Origin of the sequence: Peloplasma aerotolerans (assembly GCF_030012175.1) — a bacterium.
GTDB classification, from domain to species: Bacteria; Bacillota_I; Bacilli_A; order Acholeplasmatales; family Acholeplasmataceae; genus Peloplasma; species Peloplasma aerotolerans.
On record NZ_JASCXW010000007.1, the window covers coordinates 20,287 to 38,238 of the forward strand.

Consider the following 17,952-nt stretch of genomic DNA (forward strand, 5'->3'; position numbering starts at 1 on the left):
TAACGAATTTTTACATGGATGTAAAGTTATTTAATTTATTAAATGTCATATCGATTTATATATTTTTAATAGATTTTCTAATTCTTCTTTTCTTTTTGAATCCGCTTTAACTATAATTTTTTCAATTTGCTTTATTTTATGGTTATAATATACCCTAGATTCGGGTTTAGTCATGAGAATTGGGCCTAGATATAAATCACTTTCATTTAATACCATTTTGCCTCTTATCGCTTTAATAATGACATAATAAAACTTGTCAAAAATCAAATATTCATCAATTATTTTAAAATGGTGTTTCATTAAATATGCTCGTAGTATTTCAATTTTATCATTGGGTTGTAAAAGATATGTGATTTCACTGTTTGGAGCATGATCTAGAATATCACAAATTAAGTAAGAACCCATACCTGCAATTATCGCTAAGTCAAATTTTTCTTTAACATTCAAAAAACCATCCGACTTGATAAACGATGTCGGATAGTTTTTCAAGTTTTTTTCAGCTTGTTTTAACGGTTTTTCACGTAAATCGCTGGCAATCGCTTTTTCAATATATCCTTTTTCAAATGCAATTTTTAAAACTAACCCATGATCTGTCCCTATGTCTAGTACATGATGATGTCCTTTGGTTAATTCTGCTAGAAATTCAATTCTTTTACTTCTTGCCATAATAGAATTCGCGCAGTTTGTTTTGTCTTGAAGGACTTCTTAATTTTCTTAATGCTTTCGCTTCAATTTGACGAATACGCTCACGTGTTACACCGAATTCGCGCCCTACTTCTTCTAATGTATGATTCTTACCATCAAATAAACCATATCTTAGACGTAAAACTTTTTCTTCACGATCTGTTAAAGTTTCAAGTACTTCATCTAATGTTTGACGTACCATTTCTTGTAGCATAAATTCATGTGGTGTTAAAGCATTTGGATCAGAAATAAAATCACCTAATGATGAATCTTCTTCTTCACCTACATGTGCTTCAAGTGAAATAGGTTCTTTGGCAATTCTTTGAATATTTTGAACTTTTTCTGGAGTAATCCCCATTTTTTGAGCAATTTCTTCTAATGATGGTTCGCGCCCTAAGTCTTGTATTAATTGTCTTTGGATACGAATCATTTTATTAATGGTTTCAACCATATGAACTGGAATACGGATTGTTCTAGCTTGATCAGCAACAGCACGAGTAATCGCTTGACGAATCCACCAAGTAGCATATGTAGAAAATTTAAATCCTTTTTCATAATCGAATTTGTCGACTGCTCTCATCAAACCCATATTACCTTCTTGAATAAGGTCTAAAAACAATAATCCTCTACCTACATATCTTTTAGCAATTGATACGACTAAACGATAGTTCGCTTCTACGAGTTTGTTTTTAGAATATTGAGCTTTTTCAAGAGCTCTTCTTAATTCTTCAACATCTTCATCAGGCAATTCTAAAAGGCCTTGTTTGATTTCATCAAGTTGTTCTTTTGCATAACGACCATTAGAAACTGCAATCGCATATTTTTGCTCTTCTTCTTGATTCAATAATGGGATTTGCCCAATTTCTTTTAAGTACATCCGTACAGGATCATCTATTTTAATCGTTGATGCGATAGTATCGATATTAATCAGTTCTTCTTCTTCGACTTCAAGACCACTTAATGATAAGTCATCTGGTTCATCTTCTTCAATATCAAAATCAACTTCATCATCTTCATCTATTTCTAAAACATCTGCTTGTTCTTCATCATCTACTACTTCCTCAAGTTCGTCTTCAGTAATGATATCAATATCTTCATTAAGCAATGCTCTTTCTATTTCAAAATAATCTTCACTACCTGGTTCTGCAAAGGGTAATACATCCTCATGACTTAAGAATTTCTCTTTACCAGCTTTTTTTATTAATTGTGCAATAATTTTTTCTTGTTTCAATGTGATTCCTCCTATTTTTTATTCATCAATAAACGTTTAATCTTGTCTCTTTCTTCAACTAATGCTGCATTATAATCTTCAAGATTTGCAATTTTGTCTTTTAAATATGTATAGCGTCTCCATAAACTAGCATCTTTGATGAGATCTATATATTTATCTATTTCATTTTTTTCAAGTACATCTATTTTGTCTACCCAAAACATGTCTTTAAACAATATATTTTCAACATAATCTCTTTGGTCTTTTGTTAGTGTATCTAGAAAATCGTTAATATCTAAATCTAGGTGATCTTCATAATAATTTTCGATTCTAATTCTGATTGCTGCTGTAATATGATCTGCAAAATCATTTGGTTTTAATTTTTTCGATGCATATTCACATATTTCTTTTGACTTTAACATCGCAAAAATGACTAAACGTTCAGCTCTTTCATTTCGGTTCAATATTTTCGGTTTTTCTTGTTTTGGTATTCTTGGCTCAACAATCGTTGTTAATTTAGGTTTAACTTTGAGTTCTTCAACAGGTATATTGAGCTCTTTAGATAGTTTTTGAATATAAAATGACTGAATTGAACTATCTGAAGACTGAATCATTTGAACCACTTGTTTTTTAAATTCTTTCATGTCGTTTGCATCTTGTAAGTTTTTGTCTCGTTTGTAATATTGATATCTAAACGCATATGAATCCTGAGTATACTCACCAAAGAGCATCTCGTATTTTTCTGGACCGTAAGCATTGATAAACTCATCTGGGTCCATTTTTTCAGGAATCGATAGGACTTCTACTTTTAGTCCTTCTTTTTCTAGTACGGGTATTCCTTGATCTGCTGCTTTCAAACCTGCTTGATCACCATCATAAGCAATAATGATTGATTGTGTCACAGATTTAATGAGTTTTGCTTGGTCTTTAGTTAATGCTGTCCCCATGGTTGCTATACCGTTTTTCACACCAGCAGCATAAGAACTAATCACATCAAAGAATCCCTCATATAGTATAACCTGTTTTGACATTCTAATCTCACTTAAGGCTTCATAAAAGTGATATAATAGTAAACCTTTTTTAAAGATAACTGTTTCTGGACTATTGATGTATTTAACCTGATCCTTTGGATTGAGTGTTCGACCACTCAATCCAACCACATCACCTTTAGGGTTTGTGATTGGGAAGATAACACGATCACTAAATAAATCATAATATGAACCATCATCTGCTTGTTTAACAACACCTAATTTAATCATATCCGATACAGCATAATTTTTGTCCTTTAGGACTTGATATAATGTATCTCCATATGAAGGTGCATAACCCATTTTGAAATGGAGAATGAGTTCATCAGTCATTTGTCGATTATATAAATATTTAAGTGCTTCCTGACCTTTTTCACTGTTTTTTAAATTAAATTGATAAAATGAAGCAACTTCGTTCATCAACTCATAATATTGTGCATAAGGGTCTTTCTTCACTTTTGTTTTTTTAATCGTAATACCTGCTCTTTCTGCTAATTCTTGAGCAGCTTCATCAAAAGATATATTTTTAATCTTTCGATAGAAATTAATCGGTGTTCCACCTTCACCACAAGACATGCACTTCGCTATGTTTTTTTCCGGTGAAACAGAGAAGCTCGGAGTCTTTTCTTGATGGAAAGGACATAAACCCATGAAGTTCTTACCACGTTTTTGAAGAGACACAAACTCGCTGACTAAATCAACGATAGGCGTCTTCTCATTAATTTCAATAATGAGTTTATCATCCATGGTATTCCTCCTTGTTTCTAAAATTTCACAGCTTCTTCTATATATGCTTTTAATTCATTAATTGGTATTCTTACTTGTTCCATTGTATCTCTATTTCTTACGGTAACCGTTTCATCTTTTTCTGTGTCGTGATCGACTGTGATACATAGATATGTCCCAATAGAATCTTGTCTACGATATCGTTTACCGATACTTTGTGTCTCATCGTATGAAACATCAAAATATTTGGATAACATTTGATAAACAGCAAATGCTTTTTCACCATGGCTCTTTTTAATCAAAGGTAAGACTGCAGCTTTATATGGGGCCAATGCTGGATGTATATGCAGTATTTGTCTTATATCTCCGTTATCTAGTGTTTCTTCATCATAAGCACTTGTTAAAAATGCCAACAATAAACGTTCAACACCTACTGAAGGTTCAATGACATAAGGTAAGTATCTTTCATTTGATTCTGGATCTAAATAAGTTAAGTCTTCACCAGAATGTGTTTGATGAGCTTTTAAGTCGAAGTCTGTGCGTGACGCAATACCCCAAAGTTCATCAAAACCCCATGGGAAACGATATTTAATATCGGTGGTTGCATTTGAATAATGACTTAAAGCTTCTGGACTGTGATCATCAAAAGCTAAATCATCTTTTCTTAACCCTAAATTGACTAACCAATCCATACAATATGTTTTCCAATAATCAAACCAATCTAATTCTGTTCCTGGTTTAACAAAATACTCTAATTCCATTTGTTCAAATTCACGCGTTCTAAAAATGAAGTTACCTGGTGTAATTTCATTTCTAAATGCTTTACCGACTTGACAAACACCAAATGGTATTTTCTTTCTTGTTGATCTTTGAATGTTTTTAAATTGGATAAAGATACCTTGTGCAGTTTCAGGACGTAAAAAGATTTGATTTGCTTGTTCTAAAATAACACCTTGGTATGTTTGAAACATCATATTGAATTTTCTAATCGGTAAGTAATCTGATTTATCGCAATTTGGACATGGTACTTTATGTTCAACTAAATACTGATACATTTTATCAGTATCCCATCCATCTGCATTTAATGTATTGTCGTGATTTTCAATCAGTTGATCAGCTCTAAAGCGTTGATTACAACTCTTACATTCTGTTAATGGATCACTAAAACCACCAACATGTCCGCTTGCTTTCCATACTTCACTATTGAGAAGGATTGAGCTATCAAGTAACACATTATTTGGTGTTTCTCTTTGAAATTTTAATGTCCAAGCATCTTTAATGTTTTTCTTTAATAAACTTCCTAAAGGACCATAATCCCAAGTATTTGCTAATCCTCCATAGAGTTCGCTTCCTTGAAATATAAATCCTGTTGATTTTGCGTATTGTACAATTTGATCTAATGTAACCATATGAACACATCCTTTAACGTCTATTGTAGGTTTTTTAATGTCGTTTGTAAATGAAACTGGTAATATTTTAAAATAAATTCTTTTATTTTAGTCAAAATCTCTGATTCATGTTCCTCTAACTCATGATATGGCTTGTAGTAAAGTTTTAAAAGTGTGATAGAAGCTTGAAGATCCAGATCAATAATATCTGTTTCTCCTTTATAAACTAATCCACCTTTATCAATGTTGAAACCTAATACTTTTCTACCATCCGCATTAAGATTAAGTTCATAACCTAAAGGTTTTAATATCTTAAGTGCAAAACTATAAGATGATGTAACCATATTATCGCCATTTAGAGCTAGCAACATTTCTTGAAATATGTGTTGATGATTATAATTATCAACGATAAGTTGATCAATGATCTCTAATATGAGTGCAGCGCTTTTGGTTTGAGCATAATCTTCTTTAATTTTAGAGAAATCATTGATGATTTTGGATTCAGCTAAAGTGATGAAAGATTTATTTTGGTCTTTAAACTCTATATGAGTTAAGTATTGTGCTAAAACTCTTGATGACTGATTGATTTTTTGTGAACCTTGAGCAAGTAAAGTTTTTTTGCCGTTTGGTGTATACACAAATAGAAGTCTTGCACTTTCAAGATAAGGTTGAACCTTATAGATAAGACCTTCCATTAAACGTCTTCTCCATATCCAAAAGCTTTTAAATCGTTTGGACGATTTCTCCAGTCTTTTTTGATTTTAACCCAAAGCGTTAAATGTATTTTAGTATTTAACAACTGATTAATTTCTTTTCTTGCTTCTGTTCCGATTTTTTTAATTTTATCGCCAGCTTTACCGATTAATATTTGTTTTTGAGTTGCACGTTCAACAATAATTAATGCGGAAACATCGACAGTATTCAACTCAGGATTTTCTGCTAATGATTCAATGACAACAGCAACCGCATGTGGAACTTCTTGTTCAGTATGATATAAAATTTTCTCTCTAATAAGTTCCGACATCAGTTTTTGTTCACTTTGATCACTTTTCATTTCTTTAGGGAAAAACAAAGGACCTTCTTCTAAATATGGGACTAGTGTTTCTTCAAGTCGATCTAAAAAAGTTTTATCTTTCGCAGATATAGGTATGACTCCTTCAAAATCATAAGACCCTAAATAAGACAAAATCACTTCATCGATACCTGATTTTCCTTTGAGTTCATCAATTTTATTAATCACTAGAAATACTGGGATTTTTAAATACTTGAAATGATTCATAATATGTTCTTCAGCAGCACCTTTGATTGTATCAACAACAAATAAGACGACATCAACATCATGAATGCTTGCTACAGCAACTTTATCAATTGTTTTGTTCAGCAAATCTTTTCCTTTGTGCATACCTGGAGTATCTACAAAAACCATTTGATAATTTTCTTTGGTATGTACTCCTAATATTCGATTTCTTGTTGTTTGAGGTTTCGGACTCATAATTGCAATCTTTTCACCAATGATTGCATTTAGTAATGTTGATTTTCCTACATTTGGTCTACCGACAATTGCAATGAATCCAGACTTATGATTACTCATTTGGCTTTTCATCCAATACAAATGCGTATGGAAGTAAACCATCTGTTGTTGTTTCCATAGTTTCACCTTTTGTATTTGCAAGGATTATTTTCGCATCTCTAGGCAACAACTCATGCATAACTTGTCTGCATGCACCACATGGTGATACAGGTCCATTATCATTTGCTACAATTGTTATGGACACGATATCTTCTTTTTTAAATCCTTGGCTATATAATGAGAATAATGCGCTTCTTTCAGCACAATTAGATAATCCAAATGATGCATTTTCTATATTTGCTCCGTGTATGTAGGTGCCATCTTTTAATAAGATAGCTGCGCCAACTTTAAAATTCGAATATGGTGTATATGCACGTTCTCTTGCAATCATTGCTTGTTCTAAATTTTTCATGTTAGCTCCTTTCCAATTTTGCTTTTTTCAATATTTTCTCTTGCTCTTGTTTCATGATTTCTTCTTCAGCTTTCGTGTAGTGATCATACCCTTTTAAATGTAGATACCCATGTACAGCTAGAAATCCGATTTCTCTTTCCAATGAATGTTCAAATTCTTTTGCTTGAATTCTTGCTTGTTCTAAAGATATAAAAACATCTCCTAATGATTTATCATCTTCATCATCATTTATAAAACTTAATACATCCGTAGGACGATCGATATTACGAAATTTTTTATTTAATTCTTGAATTTCATTTTGTGTAACAAATATAACTTGTAAGTTGTTTTTTTCTCTAATTGGTTTGAATATTCTTTTTAATAAACTTTCAACTTCAATAATATCTTCTTGAGTTTGATTATGTAGATTAATTCTCATTTGTTTCATACCTCTCAAGAATACGTTGTACTAAAGGATGTCTAACAACATCAATTTTATCAAATTGAATGATTTGAATATCATCCATGCCTGATAAGATCTTTAAAACTTGATTCAATCCTGAAGCGCTAGATCCTTTTGGTAAATCAGTTTGTGATGGGTCTCCAGTGATGACCATTTTCGATGCGAATCCTAGACGAGTTAAAAACATCTTCATTTGAACTTTTGTTGTATTTTGTGCTTCATCTAAAATAACAAAAGCATTTTCTAAAGTTCTACCTCTCATATACGCTAGTGGGGCAATCTCAATAACACCTTTTTCAAGAAGGCTCATGGTTGTTTGCATACCAAGCATTTCATATAGTGCATCATAAAGTGGTACTAAGTATGGATCAACTTTTTCTTTCAAATCACCTGGAAGAAATCCTAGATTTTCTCCTGCTTCTACAACAGGTCTTGTTAAGATTAATTTTTTAACTTTATTATTTTTTAGATCGGCAACAGCCTGTGCAACAGCCAAATATGTTTTACCTGTTCCCGCAGGACCCACACCTAAAACTAAATCGTAATTCGAAATAGCATCCACATATGTTCTTTGATTAAATGTTTTCGGATATATTGATCTACCATGATCATTAACTAATATCTTTTTACGATTACGATATAAATCAAAAACATTCTCAAGTTCATTTTTTTCACCTAGTTTAATAATGTACATAACATCTCTTTCAGTTAATTGAACTTGATGTTCAGCCAATTCTATTAATACAGCAAAAATAGCTTCCAACAACGGTATCATCTCTTTTTTCGCATCCGTAATAATCTCGGAGCCCATCAGAGAAACATTAATACCTAAATATTGTTTGAAAACCAATAGATTACGATCTTGTATGCCTACTAATCTTGCGATTGCTTCAGCATGATGAATTTGTTGATTTAATTTCATTAAATCCGCTCCTTACCGTGATATTATTATACCACAGCCAAAAAAATAAAAAAGCACAACAGTACTTTTTTTTAATGATTCATATAAAAACGCACCAAAAGGTGCGTATTTAGTTATACGTTATTTTTTCTTATTGCGTGCTGCGCGCTGTGCATCTTTACGTGCAACACTAGGTTTCACATAAAATTCACGTTTGCGTGCTTCTTGGAGGTTTCCTGACTTAGAAACATCACGTTTAAAGCGACGTAAAGCATCTTCAATTGATTCTTTCTCGCGAACGACTGTTTTAGGCATTGTCTGCCCTCCTCTCACGCTTAGATTGATTAGCCTTATTCATTATATATGATTTTATTTGATTTGTCAAAAATATTTATGAATTTTTAACTGATAGGTAACTCAGTACATATAGGCTTGCGATTTCTGTTGGTAAAATATATTGCCCTAAAGAAACAGGGACAACTTTTTGTGATAGTAATAATTGTCTTTCTTGATCAGAAATACCACCTTCTGGACCAATTATTACTGCAATTTTTAGGTTTGAAATATCTATATTAAACGCATCTTTCAACGATGTTGTTTTCTGATTTTCATCTGCGAGCAAAACAAAATCATAGACTGATAAATCGAGATCTTTCAATGATTGAATCATTAAAATATCTGGCACATCAAATCGATGTGCTAGCTCTGAAGCTTCTTTTGCTATAAGTTTTAGCCTTGATAACTTTTTATCACTATTTTCAAGTTTTGCGATACTTCGATTCATTGGTGTAAAAATAATGCTAGATACACCATAGACAGTAGCATATTTAACAACAGTTTCTGTTTTCGGATGTTTTGGTAACCCTTGGATCAGAGTTATATCAACGGTTACTGGATTTGTTAATTTCTTAATAATTTTATAACGTACTTCTTGTTGATTGATGTCTAAAGATACTGAAAAACAAGACCTTTGATGACAAACAATAACCTCATCACCTGTTTTCATTCTCATCACTTTTGTGATGTGGTGTGCATCTTGACCAGTAATCGTATCATTTAATTCATTTACAAAATAACGTTGTGGCATTCAATCACCTTTTTGATGAAAAAAGTGCTTCCTAAGAAACACTTTTAGCTAATTTTTTGTGTGATATTTTGAATTCTTAGTGTAGGTTGTTTGATAATACAACAAACACAAATAATAAAACAGCAAGTACAGCAGAAGCTCTAACTAAAAATAATTCTAATCCTCTAGTCTTTCTGTTCTTAAATAATTCAGATTTTTCACCACTAAAAGCATCTTTAATATTGTCTTGTGAGTGTTGTAACAACACGGTAATAACAAGTAAGATTGCTACGATAATTGCTAAATAGTCTACCCAGATCATATATTTCCTCCTAAAACTCAATTAATGATATCAAATTTTCATTTTTTTGTCAATTATATATTCATATAAACGATGATTATACATTTTTCTCAATTTTCACAATCTTTCCATCTTCTAAATACAAAATTCGATTTGCAATATCTTTTGCATCCTCATAGTCGTGAGTTGCAAAAATACATGACATGTTTTGTTGATTCATAATACGTTTTAAATCTTGCCTAATCTGCTTTCTTAAATCCTTATCTAAGTTACTAAATGGCTCATCTAAAAGGAGCATTTTAGGATTTGGAGCAAGTGCTCTTGCCAAAGCAACTCTTTGTTGCTGACCTCCAGATAGTTCATGAGGATACTTTGTATACTTCTCATTTAAACTAATTAATTTAAGCATTTCTAATGCTATTTTTTCTTTTTCTTCTTTTGATTTTTTCATTAAACCATATTGAATATTTTGTATTATATTTAAATGTGGAAAAAGCGCATAATCTTGAAAAACCATGCCTATTTTTCTTTTATTAGGTTCGACAAAATGACGGTTAGAAACTAAGATTTCCCCATCGATTGTGATTTCTCCATTTTTAGGTATTTCAAGACCTGATAGTACTCTTAATAATGTACTTTTACCAGATCCGCTTTTACCTAATATAGCAACAATTTCTCCTTGTTCTATGCCTGTTGAGCAACTACATAAAACCAAATTGTTTTTATCATATTCAAAATCAATTTTATTGATATCAATATACATTATTGAACAATCCCTTCTTATAGTGTGTCAAGATATAAATTAACACACCAGCTATTGTGATTAGTATTAACGATGCCAAACTTGACTCTTGAATCATTTCATCTTTTGCATAAATATAAACCATTGTGGATAAAGAGTCATAGTTAGCAGGCCTTAATATTAAAGTTAATGGTAATTCTTTAATGATATCTACAAATGCTAATATAAATGCTCCAATTAAGCCGGGTAATATTAAAGGTATATCAACGCGTATTAAGGCATCTAGTCTACTTGATCCTAGCATATATGCAGATTCAGTAAATTTCGTTCCTATTTTTTCGTATTGACTGTCGATGCTATTAAATCCTATGGATAAGAACCTTAAAACATAGGCAAAAATGAGGGTAAATAAACTCAATGTGATTACAAGTGTAGGTCCATTTGGAATCAGTATTGAGTAAATTGGAGCTAATAATCTATCAATGTCTACGAAAAATACGTGAACTGCTACTGCGATGACCGCGCCAGGTATAGCATAACCTAAATTTGCTAACTTGACCCATGATTTGCTTATTTTACTTCTTGCTCTCATTCGGCTGAAATTCACCATAAATAATGCGATAACGACAATAAATATAGCGGTTATAACTGAATTAACAACAGTATTCATGGTTGCTATTAACAATCTCATGTTGAATACATTTTGGAAAGTTAAGAATAAATACCAAATTAATTGTAAAAATGGAATGATAAATCCAATGGCTAAGACGAACCATAAAAATGAAGTTACTCCAACATGTTTCCAACCATGGATTTTACGTCTATTAATTAATTTTGTTTTAACGTGCATGCTATATTGTCTTTTTCCTCTTAAAATGCGTTCTATTAAAATAACACCAAAGACAAGAATCATTAGGTATGCTGACAATCTAATCGCACTATTAATATCACCTAAAGAAAACCATGCATTAAAGATTGCAAAACTAAAAACTCGAACATTAAAGTATTGAACAACACCATAATCATTTAATGTTTCTAAAATAACTAATAATGATCCTGCTACGAGTGCTGGTCTAACGAGTGGGATTGTTACAGAAATCAACCTTTTCCATTTGTTCGCACCAAGTAAAGTTGCACTTTCAATGTATGAAGAACTTTGCCTTGATAATGCGCTTAACGTCAATATATAAATGTAAGGATATAGAGTAAATGCAAATATTAATGCGGCACCAGTCATATTCATGATATTAATTTGTCCTGGTATGCCTATTGTTCGCATTAGTCTTGAGAATGTCCCAGTATAGCTGACCATATCTGCATAAACATATGCTGCAATATAGGAGGGTATAGCTAATGGTATGACAAGCATCCAACTTAAAAATTTGCGTCCTTTGAAATCATATCTAGCAACAAAATAAGCTGCTGTGAATCCTATGATTAATGATATGATTGAAACAATTATAATCAAAACTATTGAATTTATTATATATTCCTTTAATAAGTGTGTTTTTATATGTTCCCAAGTAGAAGTACTTGGACCAAAAAACTCAAAAAGAATATTGACAATAGGCAATAATATTAAAACGCCAATGACAATACTCATAATGGTAAAAATATTAAAATGGCGTTTTATCTTAGTGCTTATGATAAAATACACATCCTTTAAATTCTAGTTACTTCCAACCTTCTTCATTCATGATTATGGTTGCTTGTACACTATGTTCACCAAGTTTACTAAGTGGTATATCTTGAGCTATGAAACTTCCCCAAGACTTCAATAAGTCATGTGGTTCAATAGCAGGATTAATTGGATACTCATAATTTGCATCTGCGTATGACCTTTGTGCTTCTTCACTTGTTAAAAATTCTATTAATTGAATTGCTTCATCAACATTTTTTGAGTGTGTTGCAACACCTGCGCCACTAACGTTAATGTGTGTTCCTGTCGTTTCTTGATTAGGGAAAAAGATTCTTACAGTTTCGCCTACTTCAACTTCATATGGATCACTTGAGTTTAACATTCTTCCAATATAATATGTATTCATAATAGCTAAATCAGCTACACCAGCAACAACATCTTTCGCTTGGTCTCTATCATTGCCTTGAGGATCTCTTGCGAAATTTTGAACTAAACCAGATGCCCAAGTTCTTGCTTGTTGTTCACCTAAAATTTCTATCATTGCTGCCATTAAACTTTGGTTATAGATGTTTGTAGATGTTCTAGTGATGATACGTCCTGCCCATTTTGAATCTGTTAAATCTTCATAAGTTGATAGTTCACTTACATCCACGCGGTCTGGATGGTATACGAAAACTCTTGCTCTCATTGTCAACCCATACCAATAATCATCTACATCTTTATATTTGTTAGGTACATGTTCATCTAACAAATCTGATGTTACTGGTTGAAGCAAATTCATTTCTTTGGCACGATGTAAACGCCCTGCATCAGCAATAATTAAGACATCTGCAGGTGAATCTTCACCTTCATTATCCATACGAGTAATGAGTTGATCAGCGCCATCTCTAATTAGATTTACTTTAATACCTGTTATTTCTGTAAATCTATCATATAACAATTGGTCTGTGTCGTAATGTCTTTCTGTATAAACAGTAATAACTTTATCTCCACCAGCGTTACCAAACTGGCAAGCGGTTAATATAGTGGTCACAAAAAACATAACAAGCGTTAATATCATTTTCTTCATTTTGTTTTCTCCTAAAATCTTCGATGATTAACATGATTCATTTTAAGTTTTATAACTGTTAAAGTCAAAGAATATGATTAAGATTATAAACAGTCGTGTGTTTTATAATAAATAAGAAAAAAACAGCTGATTTGTCAACTGTTTCTATGCGCGGGAATTCCCTTTAATTTGCTAAAAGGTGGTGCATCTTTGACAACAACTGCATTGGCAGCAATAATGCTGTTATCACCAATTTTTATCGGTCCAATAATGGTGGCATTTGCATATACAATAACATTATTTCCAAGTTTTGGATGACGATCTACTTTATCAAAAGTGTTCGCACCTAATGTGACACCATGATATAAAACACAATGATCACCAACAACAGCAGTTTCACCGATAACAACACCCATACCATGGTCAATAAAAACCCCATGACCGATTTTTGCTGCTGGATGAATATCAATACCTGTTTTCTTCCTTGTTTTGTATGAAATCCATCTTGCTAAGTTTTTAAATCCTTTATTGTATAGTTTATGCGCAAATCTGTGTCTTCTCAATGCTATAACACCAGGATATGCTAGAAATATCATTAGGCAACATGGTGCAGCAGGGTCAAACTTTTTCGCAGCTCTTACATCTTCTTGCGTGCATTTAAACATCGTATTCGTATAATGTTGTAGATAAATATCTTTCACCTGTATCAGGTAAAACTACAACAATCCTCTTCCCTTTATTTTCTTTTCGTTTCGCTATAATTGAGGCTGCATATAATGCTGCTCCTGATGATACGCCCATAAAGACACCTTCTGTTTTCGCGAGTGTTCTTGTTGTTTCGATTGCTTGATTATTTGTAACTTGAATGATTTCATCGATGATTTCAAGATTTAATATAGGTGGTACAAACCCTGCACCAATACCTTGAATTTTATGTGGACCAGGCTCGCCTCCTGACAAAACTGGTGAATCAGATGGTTCAACTGCAATAATCTGTATATTTTTTAATTCTTTTTTGAGTACTTCTCCAACACCAGTGATTGTACCCCCAGTACCAACTCCTGCGATGAATATATCGATTTGTCGATTTGTATCATTGAGTATTTCAATTGCTGTTGTTTTTCTGTGTATTTCTGGATTTGCTAAATTTTCAAATTGCATAGGGATAATATATTTATCACCTTGTGATTTGATTTCATTTGCTTTTGCAATGGCACCTTTCATACCTTTGGTTCCATCAGTTAAAATAACCTCAGCCCCAAGACCACGAACGATTTGAACACGTTCTTTTGTGACTGTGTCAGGCATTGTAAGAATCAATTTATAATTTTTCGCAGCACAAATAAATGCTAATCCAATGCCTGTGTTTCCACTGGTTGGTTCGACAAATACTGTATTTTCATCAACAATCCCTAGATTTTCTATAGATTCAATTAATGCTAATGCCAAACGATCTTTGACACTGCTTAATGGATTGAAGTTTTCTAATTTTGCAACGATTTCTGCTTGACTATCAATTAATTTTTCATATCGATTAAGTCTCAGTAATGGTGTATTTCCAATGAGTTCTGTATAATTGTTTGCTATTTTCATATATATCTCTCCTTACCTTTCTTATTATACTTTTTTTTAATAAGTAATGCTTGTAATACGATTAAGATAACGCATACATGATATAATATGAAAGGTGATAGATATGAAAATAGAAAAAATAACATTGGGGAATTTAAGAAGTAACTGCTATATCCTTTCAGAAAACAAGAATGCTTTAATTGTTGATCCTGGTTATGAAAGCCAAGATGTTATCAATTATGTTAATTCAAATGATTTAAATGTTGAGGCGATTTATATAACTCATTGTCATTTTGATCATATCGGTGGTGTTAAGCAGTTAAAGGAATTATATAATCCGAAAGTTTATGCACCAAGAAAAGATAGTATGTGGATTGATAATCCTTCATATAATCAATTGGGTTATATAACACCTGTTGATCAATGGGTCAACGAGGGTGACGAAATTCAGTTTTCAAGTAAAACTTTTATTGTTTATGAAACTCCAGGTCACTCACCTGGTAGTACTGTTTTATATAATGATCGTGTTTTGTTTTCTGGTGATACACTCTTTTTTCAAAGTATCGGTAGAACAGATATTCCATTATCAGACTCTAAAATCATTTATCAAAGTGTTAAAAAAATATATGATTTATTTGATGATGATGTTATCGTCTATCCAGGACATGGAAAGCCTACTTCAATCTTTCATGAAAAAAATAATAATCCTTTTGTTAGAAAGTAAAAACCGCAAATGCGGTTTTATTTTTTTTCAAGTATAGCAAGTGTTTCTATTTCAGATGTTTGATAAAACATTTTGATTGGAATAACTTTTTTTAATTCATAAGCAGGTTGAAGTGATGCAATATTTTTAGCTAAAGTTTTTACGTCACAAGATAAATAAAAGATTTTTCTAAATGATTTTTCAATAACCTGTTCAATCAATTTTTCACTTAAACCTTGTCTTGGTGGATCTACGATTAAAAAGTCAGCATCTAATAAATGAATAACTTTTTCTGCTAAATCATCAATGATATCTACATGTTCAATTTGATGCTTGTTAAGAATTTTTTTTGCCATTTCAATACTATCTGGGTTAGATTCAATCATCGTTATTTTTTTAACTTTGTCATGCAAGTAAAAACCGATGCTTCCGATTCCACTATATGCATCAACGATTGAAGCGTTAGGTTCAATTTGATCCTTAATCAATTGATATGCCATTTGAATAACAGGTAGATTAACTTGGAAAAAGGATCGATCATTGATTTGTAGCTCGATTCCGTTAAGTGTTTCTGTTATGCGATTTAACCCAAATAATGTTTTTGATTTTTTGCCAAATATAACTTTTGGATGATCCTTAACATTGACTGTTACACCTACAACTTTTGGTATAGTCATCAGTTTAGAAACAATATCATTTCTACCCATAAATTTATCTTGTGTCGCAATCAAAGTGATCAGTATTTCTGACTTGCTATTTGTTCTAAAAGCGATGTGTTTGAGTTTGTTTGAATCTACTTTAATTTGATTTTTACTGATAAAACTTAATACTTCATTTGTCTTTTGATCAGACAAAATAAAGTGATCTACAGCGACTAGTTCATTACTCTTATCTTTGTATAAACCTAGTGTTAGATAGGGCTTATTCAGTACATGAAAAACACTTTTATTTCTATAATGTGTTGTTTGATTTGTTGTTAAAATTTGATTAATCGGAAAATCTATATCTGCTATTTTTTTAATGGTCTCATAAGTTGTTTTGATTTGCCATGCATCTTGTTTTTCTTGTGAAAGGTGGATCAAATCATAACTACCTAATTCAATTTCATCACATTCAACACGATCAGCACTCTTCGTGATAAGTCTCTTAACCTTGCCTTCTGCAAAACTTTTTTTGAGTTTTGTTATTTCAATTTCTGCAACTTCACCATCTATGAGTTTAGGTACAAAAATTACATACCCCTCATATTTAACAACACCTTGACCTTGATAATCTAAATCAACAGCCATGCCTTCAATAATACTACCAACAGTTAACATCTTCTTCCTCCTTAAAGTAAAACGCAAGTCCACCTTGAGAGGTTTCTTTGTAGGACGTGTGCATATCCAAACCTGTTTGATACATGGTTTGAATTACCATATCTAATGATATTTTTCTTGAATCTGTCAAGAAAAATGCTAATCCACAAGCATCGATTGCACGCAGTGCGGCAACCGCATTTCTTTCTATACATGGTATTTGTACATACCCATTAACTGGATCACATGTCAAACCTAAATGATGCTCTATAGCAATTTCAGCAGCATATTCTACTTGATCCATCGATAAGTTAAACAAAGTTGCATGAGCTGCAGCTGCCATTGCACACGCACTGCCTATTTCAGCTTGACAACCTGCTACAGCCCCGCTAATCGATGCGTTTTGCTTAATCAAGTTTCCAATCAAGCCAGCAACTGCAAGCCCTCTAATGATACGTTCTTGAGTGACGACATGATGTTTCTCATGCATATAGTATAAAACAGATGGCAGAACTCCGCAAGCCCCACATGTAGGTGCTGTGACAATCACTCCACCGCTCGCATTTTCTTCACTAACTGCGAATGCGTAACTGCTGACAAGTCTATTTTCAGTAATTTCAGGCATTTCTTTTTCTTGATCACGACTATATAAAAATGGCGCTTTTCTTTTTAATTTTAATGGGCCCGGTAATACGCCTTTTGTTGAAATGCCATTCATAATAGACGTTTTCATCGCTTCCCATATTTCAACTAAAAAGTCATGAAAGCCTTCATCTTCCATCTCAAATACGTAATCAGCTAAAGATATTTTTTTAGATCTACAATAGTTTTTTATTTCTCTAAATGTTTCATGTTTATAAATAGTTTTTTCTATGTCACCTTCACCGGAGAATAGAATTCTTCCTCCACCAACACTTTGGATTTCTTTATCAACGATTAACATATCATTATCATAACCTTTAATGATTAACGTATTCGGATGTTTTGCCAAATCAATTGACGTCAAAAAAGCCACATGACATGGTGCAAGTGACTCTTTGATTGCTTCTTCGGTTAAGTGCCCTTTTCCTGTTAAAGCTAAAGAATTATAGAGTGTAATTTCAAATCTATCAAGATTTGGAAATTGTTCCTTGATGATTTTGGCTGCCTTAGCAGGACCCATCGTATGAGAACTTGATGGACCATATCCGATTTGATACAGTGATCGAATTGAGAGCATTTA

General features: G+C 32.3%; 20 protein-coding genes. 1 reads left to right on the forward strand and 19 read right to left on the reverse strand.

The genetic code is table 11. From position 1 onward, the window contains the following. Nucleotides 1-45: 45 nt before the first annotated feature. From QJ521_RS03425 to cysK, 17 genes are all read right to left on the reverse strand, one after another. Nucleotides 46-666 carry a tRNA (adenine(22)-N(1))-methyltransferase gene (locus QJ521_RS03425; protein ID WP_282839023.1) on the reverse strand — a complete coding sequence of 207 codons (621 nt, stop codon included), beginning with the start codon at nucleotides 664-666 and terminating at the stop codon, nucleotides 46-48. After that, nucleotides 653-1,915 (reverse strand): RNA polymerase sigma factor RpoD, encoded by a 1,263-nt coding sequence (gene rpoD, locus QJ521_RS03430; protein WP_347568074.1) that lies wholly within the window; start codon nucleotides 1,913-1,915, stop codon nucleotides 653-655. Before rpoD ends, QJ521_RS03425 begins: the two co-directional genes overlap by 14 nt. Nucleotides 1,916-1,926: 11 nt before the next feature. After that, nucleotides 1,927-3,669, reverse strand: coding sequence for a DNA primase (dnaG, locus tag QJ521_RS03435; RefSeq protein WP_282839024.1), 1,743 nt, complete (start codon nucleotides 3,667-3,669; stop codon nucleotides 1,927-1,929). Between the two features lie 17 nt (nucleotides 3,670-3,686). Continuing rightward, nucleotides 3,687-5,057 (reverse strand): glycine--tRNA ligase, encoded by a 1,371-nt coding sequence (locus QJ521_RS03440; RefSeq protein WP_282839025.1) that lies wholly within the window; start codon nucleotides 5,055-5,057, stop codon nucleotides 3,687-3,689. A 20-nt stretch (nucleotides 5,058-5,077) separates the two neighbouring features. Continuing rightward, entirely contained in the window at nucleotides 5,078-5,731 is a 654-nt protein-coding gene (gene recO, locus QJ521_RS03445; protein ID WP_282839026.1) for a DNA repair protein RecO, read from the reverse strand. Further along, on the reverse strand, nucleotides 5,731-6,627 hold the full coding sequence (gene era, locus QJ521_RS03450; protein ID WP_282839027.1) for a GTPase Era: 897 nt from the start codon (nucleotides 6,625-6,627) through the stop codon (nucleotides 5,731-5,733). The genes recO and era overlap by 1 nt, the downstream gene beginning before the upstream one ends. Then, nucleotides 6,620-7,018, reverse strand: a complete 399-nt coding sequence (gene cdd / locus QJ521_RS03455; RefSeq protein ID WP_282839028.1) for a cytidine deaminase — start codon at nucleotides 7,016-7,018, stop codon at nucleotides 6,620-6,622. The genes era and cdd overlap by 8 nt, the downstream gene beginning before the upstream one ends. Nucleotide 7,019: 1 nt before the next feature. Then, on the reverse strand, nucleotides 7,020-7,436 hold the full coding sequence (gene ybeY / locus QJ521_RS03460) for an rRNA maturation RNase YbeY (protein ID WP_282839029.1): 417 nt from the start codon (nucleotides 7,434-7,436) through the stop codon (nucleotides 7,020-7,022). Then, entirely contained in the window at nucleotides 7,426-8,382 is a 957-nt protein-coding gene (locus QJ521_RS03465) for a PhoH family protein (RefSeq protein WP_282839030.1), read from the reverse strand. The genes ybeY and QJ521_RS03465 overlap by 11 nt, the downstream gene beginning before the upstream one ends. Nucleotides 8,383-8,502: 120 nt before the next feature. Next, nucleotides 8,503-8,676: a 30S ribosomal protein S21 gene (gene rpsU / locus QJ521_RS03470; RefSeq protein WP_282839031.1), complete on the reverse strand. Its 174-nt coding sequence runs from the start codon at nucleotides 8,674-8,676 to the stop codon at nucleotides 8,503-8,505. Nucleotides 8,677-8,752: 76 nt separating this feature from the next. Next, entirely contained in the window at nucleotides 8,753-9,448 is a 696-nt protein-coding gene (locus QJ521_RS03475; RefSeq protein ID WP_282839032.1) for an RsmE family RNA methyltransferase, read from the reverse strand. A gap of 76 nt (nucleotides 9,449-9,524) precedes the next feature. After that, complete coding sequence (secG, locus tag QJ521_RS03480; RefSeq protein ID WP_282839033.1) at nucleotides 9,525-9,749, reverse strand: preprotein translocase subunit SecG; 225 nt, start codon at nucleotides 9,747-9,749, stop codon at nucleotides 9,525-9,527. A gap of 76 nt (nucleotides 9,750-9,825) precedes the next feature. Further along, nucleotides 9,826-10,491 carry an ABC transporter ATP-binding protein gene (locus tag QJ521_RS03485; protein ID WP_282839034.1) on the reverse strand — a complete coding sequence of 222 codons (666 nt, stop codon included), beginning with the start codon at nucleotides 10,489-10,491 and terminating at the stop codon, nucleotides 9,826-9,828. Next, nucleotides 10,481-12,073 (reverse strand): ABC transporter permease, encoded by a 1,593-nt coding sequence (locus tag QJ521_RS03490; RefSeq protein WP_282839035.1) that lies wholly within the window; start codon nucleotides 12,071-12,073, stop codon nucleotides 10,481-10,483. Before QJ521_RS03490 ends, QJ521_RS03485 begins: the two co-directional genes overlap by 11 nt. A 70-nt stretch (nucleotides 12,074-12,143) precedes the next feature. Continuing rightward, complete coding sequence (locus tag QJ521_RS03495) at nucleotides 12,144-13,178, reverse strand: Fe(3+) ABC transporter substrate-binding protein (protein WP_282839036.1); 1,035 nt, start codon at nucleotides 13,176-13,178, stop codon at nucleotides 12,144-12,146. 134 nt (nucleotides 13,179-13,312) lie between these two features. Beyond that, a complete protein-coding gene (gene epsC, locus QJ521_RS03500) occupies nucleotides 13,313-13,822 on the reverse strand; it encodes a serine O-acetyltransferase EpsC (RefSeq protein ID WP_282839038.1) in 510 nt (169 codons plus the stop codon). Next, on the reverse strand, nucleotides 13,815-14,750 hold the full coding sequence (gene cysK, locus QJ521_RS03505; protein ID WP_282839039.1) for a cysteine synthase A: 936 nt from the start codon (nucleotides 14,748-14,750) through the stop codon (nucleotides 13,815-13,817). The genes epsC and cysK overlap by 8 nt, the downstream gene beginning before the upstream one ends. Before the next feature lie 103 nt (nucleotides 14,751-14,853). Between cysK and QJ521_RS03510 the strand changes: the two genes are divergently transcribed. After that, nucleotides 14,854-15,453, forward strand: a complete 600-nt coding sequence (locus QJ521_RS03510) for an MBL fold metallo-hydrolase (protein ID WP_282839041.1) — start codon at nucleotides 14,854-14,856, stop codon at nucleotides 15,451-15,453. Nucleotides 15,454-15,470: 17 nt separating this feature from the next. Here QJ521_RS03510 and rlmD read toward each other — a convergent pair whose 3' ends face one another. Both rlmD and QJ521_RS03520 read right to left on the reverse strand, forming a co-directional pair. Next, nucleotides 15,471-16,751 carry a 23S rRNA (uracil(1939)-C(5))-methyltransferase RlmD gene (gene rlmD / locus QJ521_RS03515; protein WP_282839042.1) on the reverse strand — a complete coding sequence of 427 codons (1,281 nt, stop codon included), beginning with the start codon at nucleotides 16,749-16,751 and terminating at the stop codon, nucleotides 15,471-15,473. Further along, on the reverse strand, nucleotides 16,735-17,949 hold the full coding sequence (locus tag QJ521_RS03520; RefSeq protein ID WP_282839043.1) for an L-serine ammonia-lyase: 1,215 nt from the start codon (nucleotides 17,947-17,949) through the stop codon (nucleotides 16,735-16,737). The genes rlmD and QJ521_RS03520 overlap by 17 nt, the downstream gene beginning before the upstream one ends. Nucleotides 17,950-17,952 lie beyond the last annotated feature (3 nt).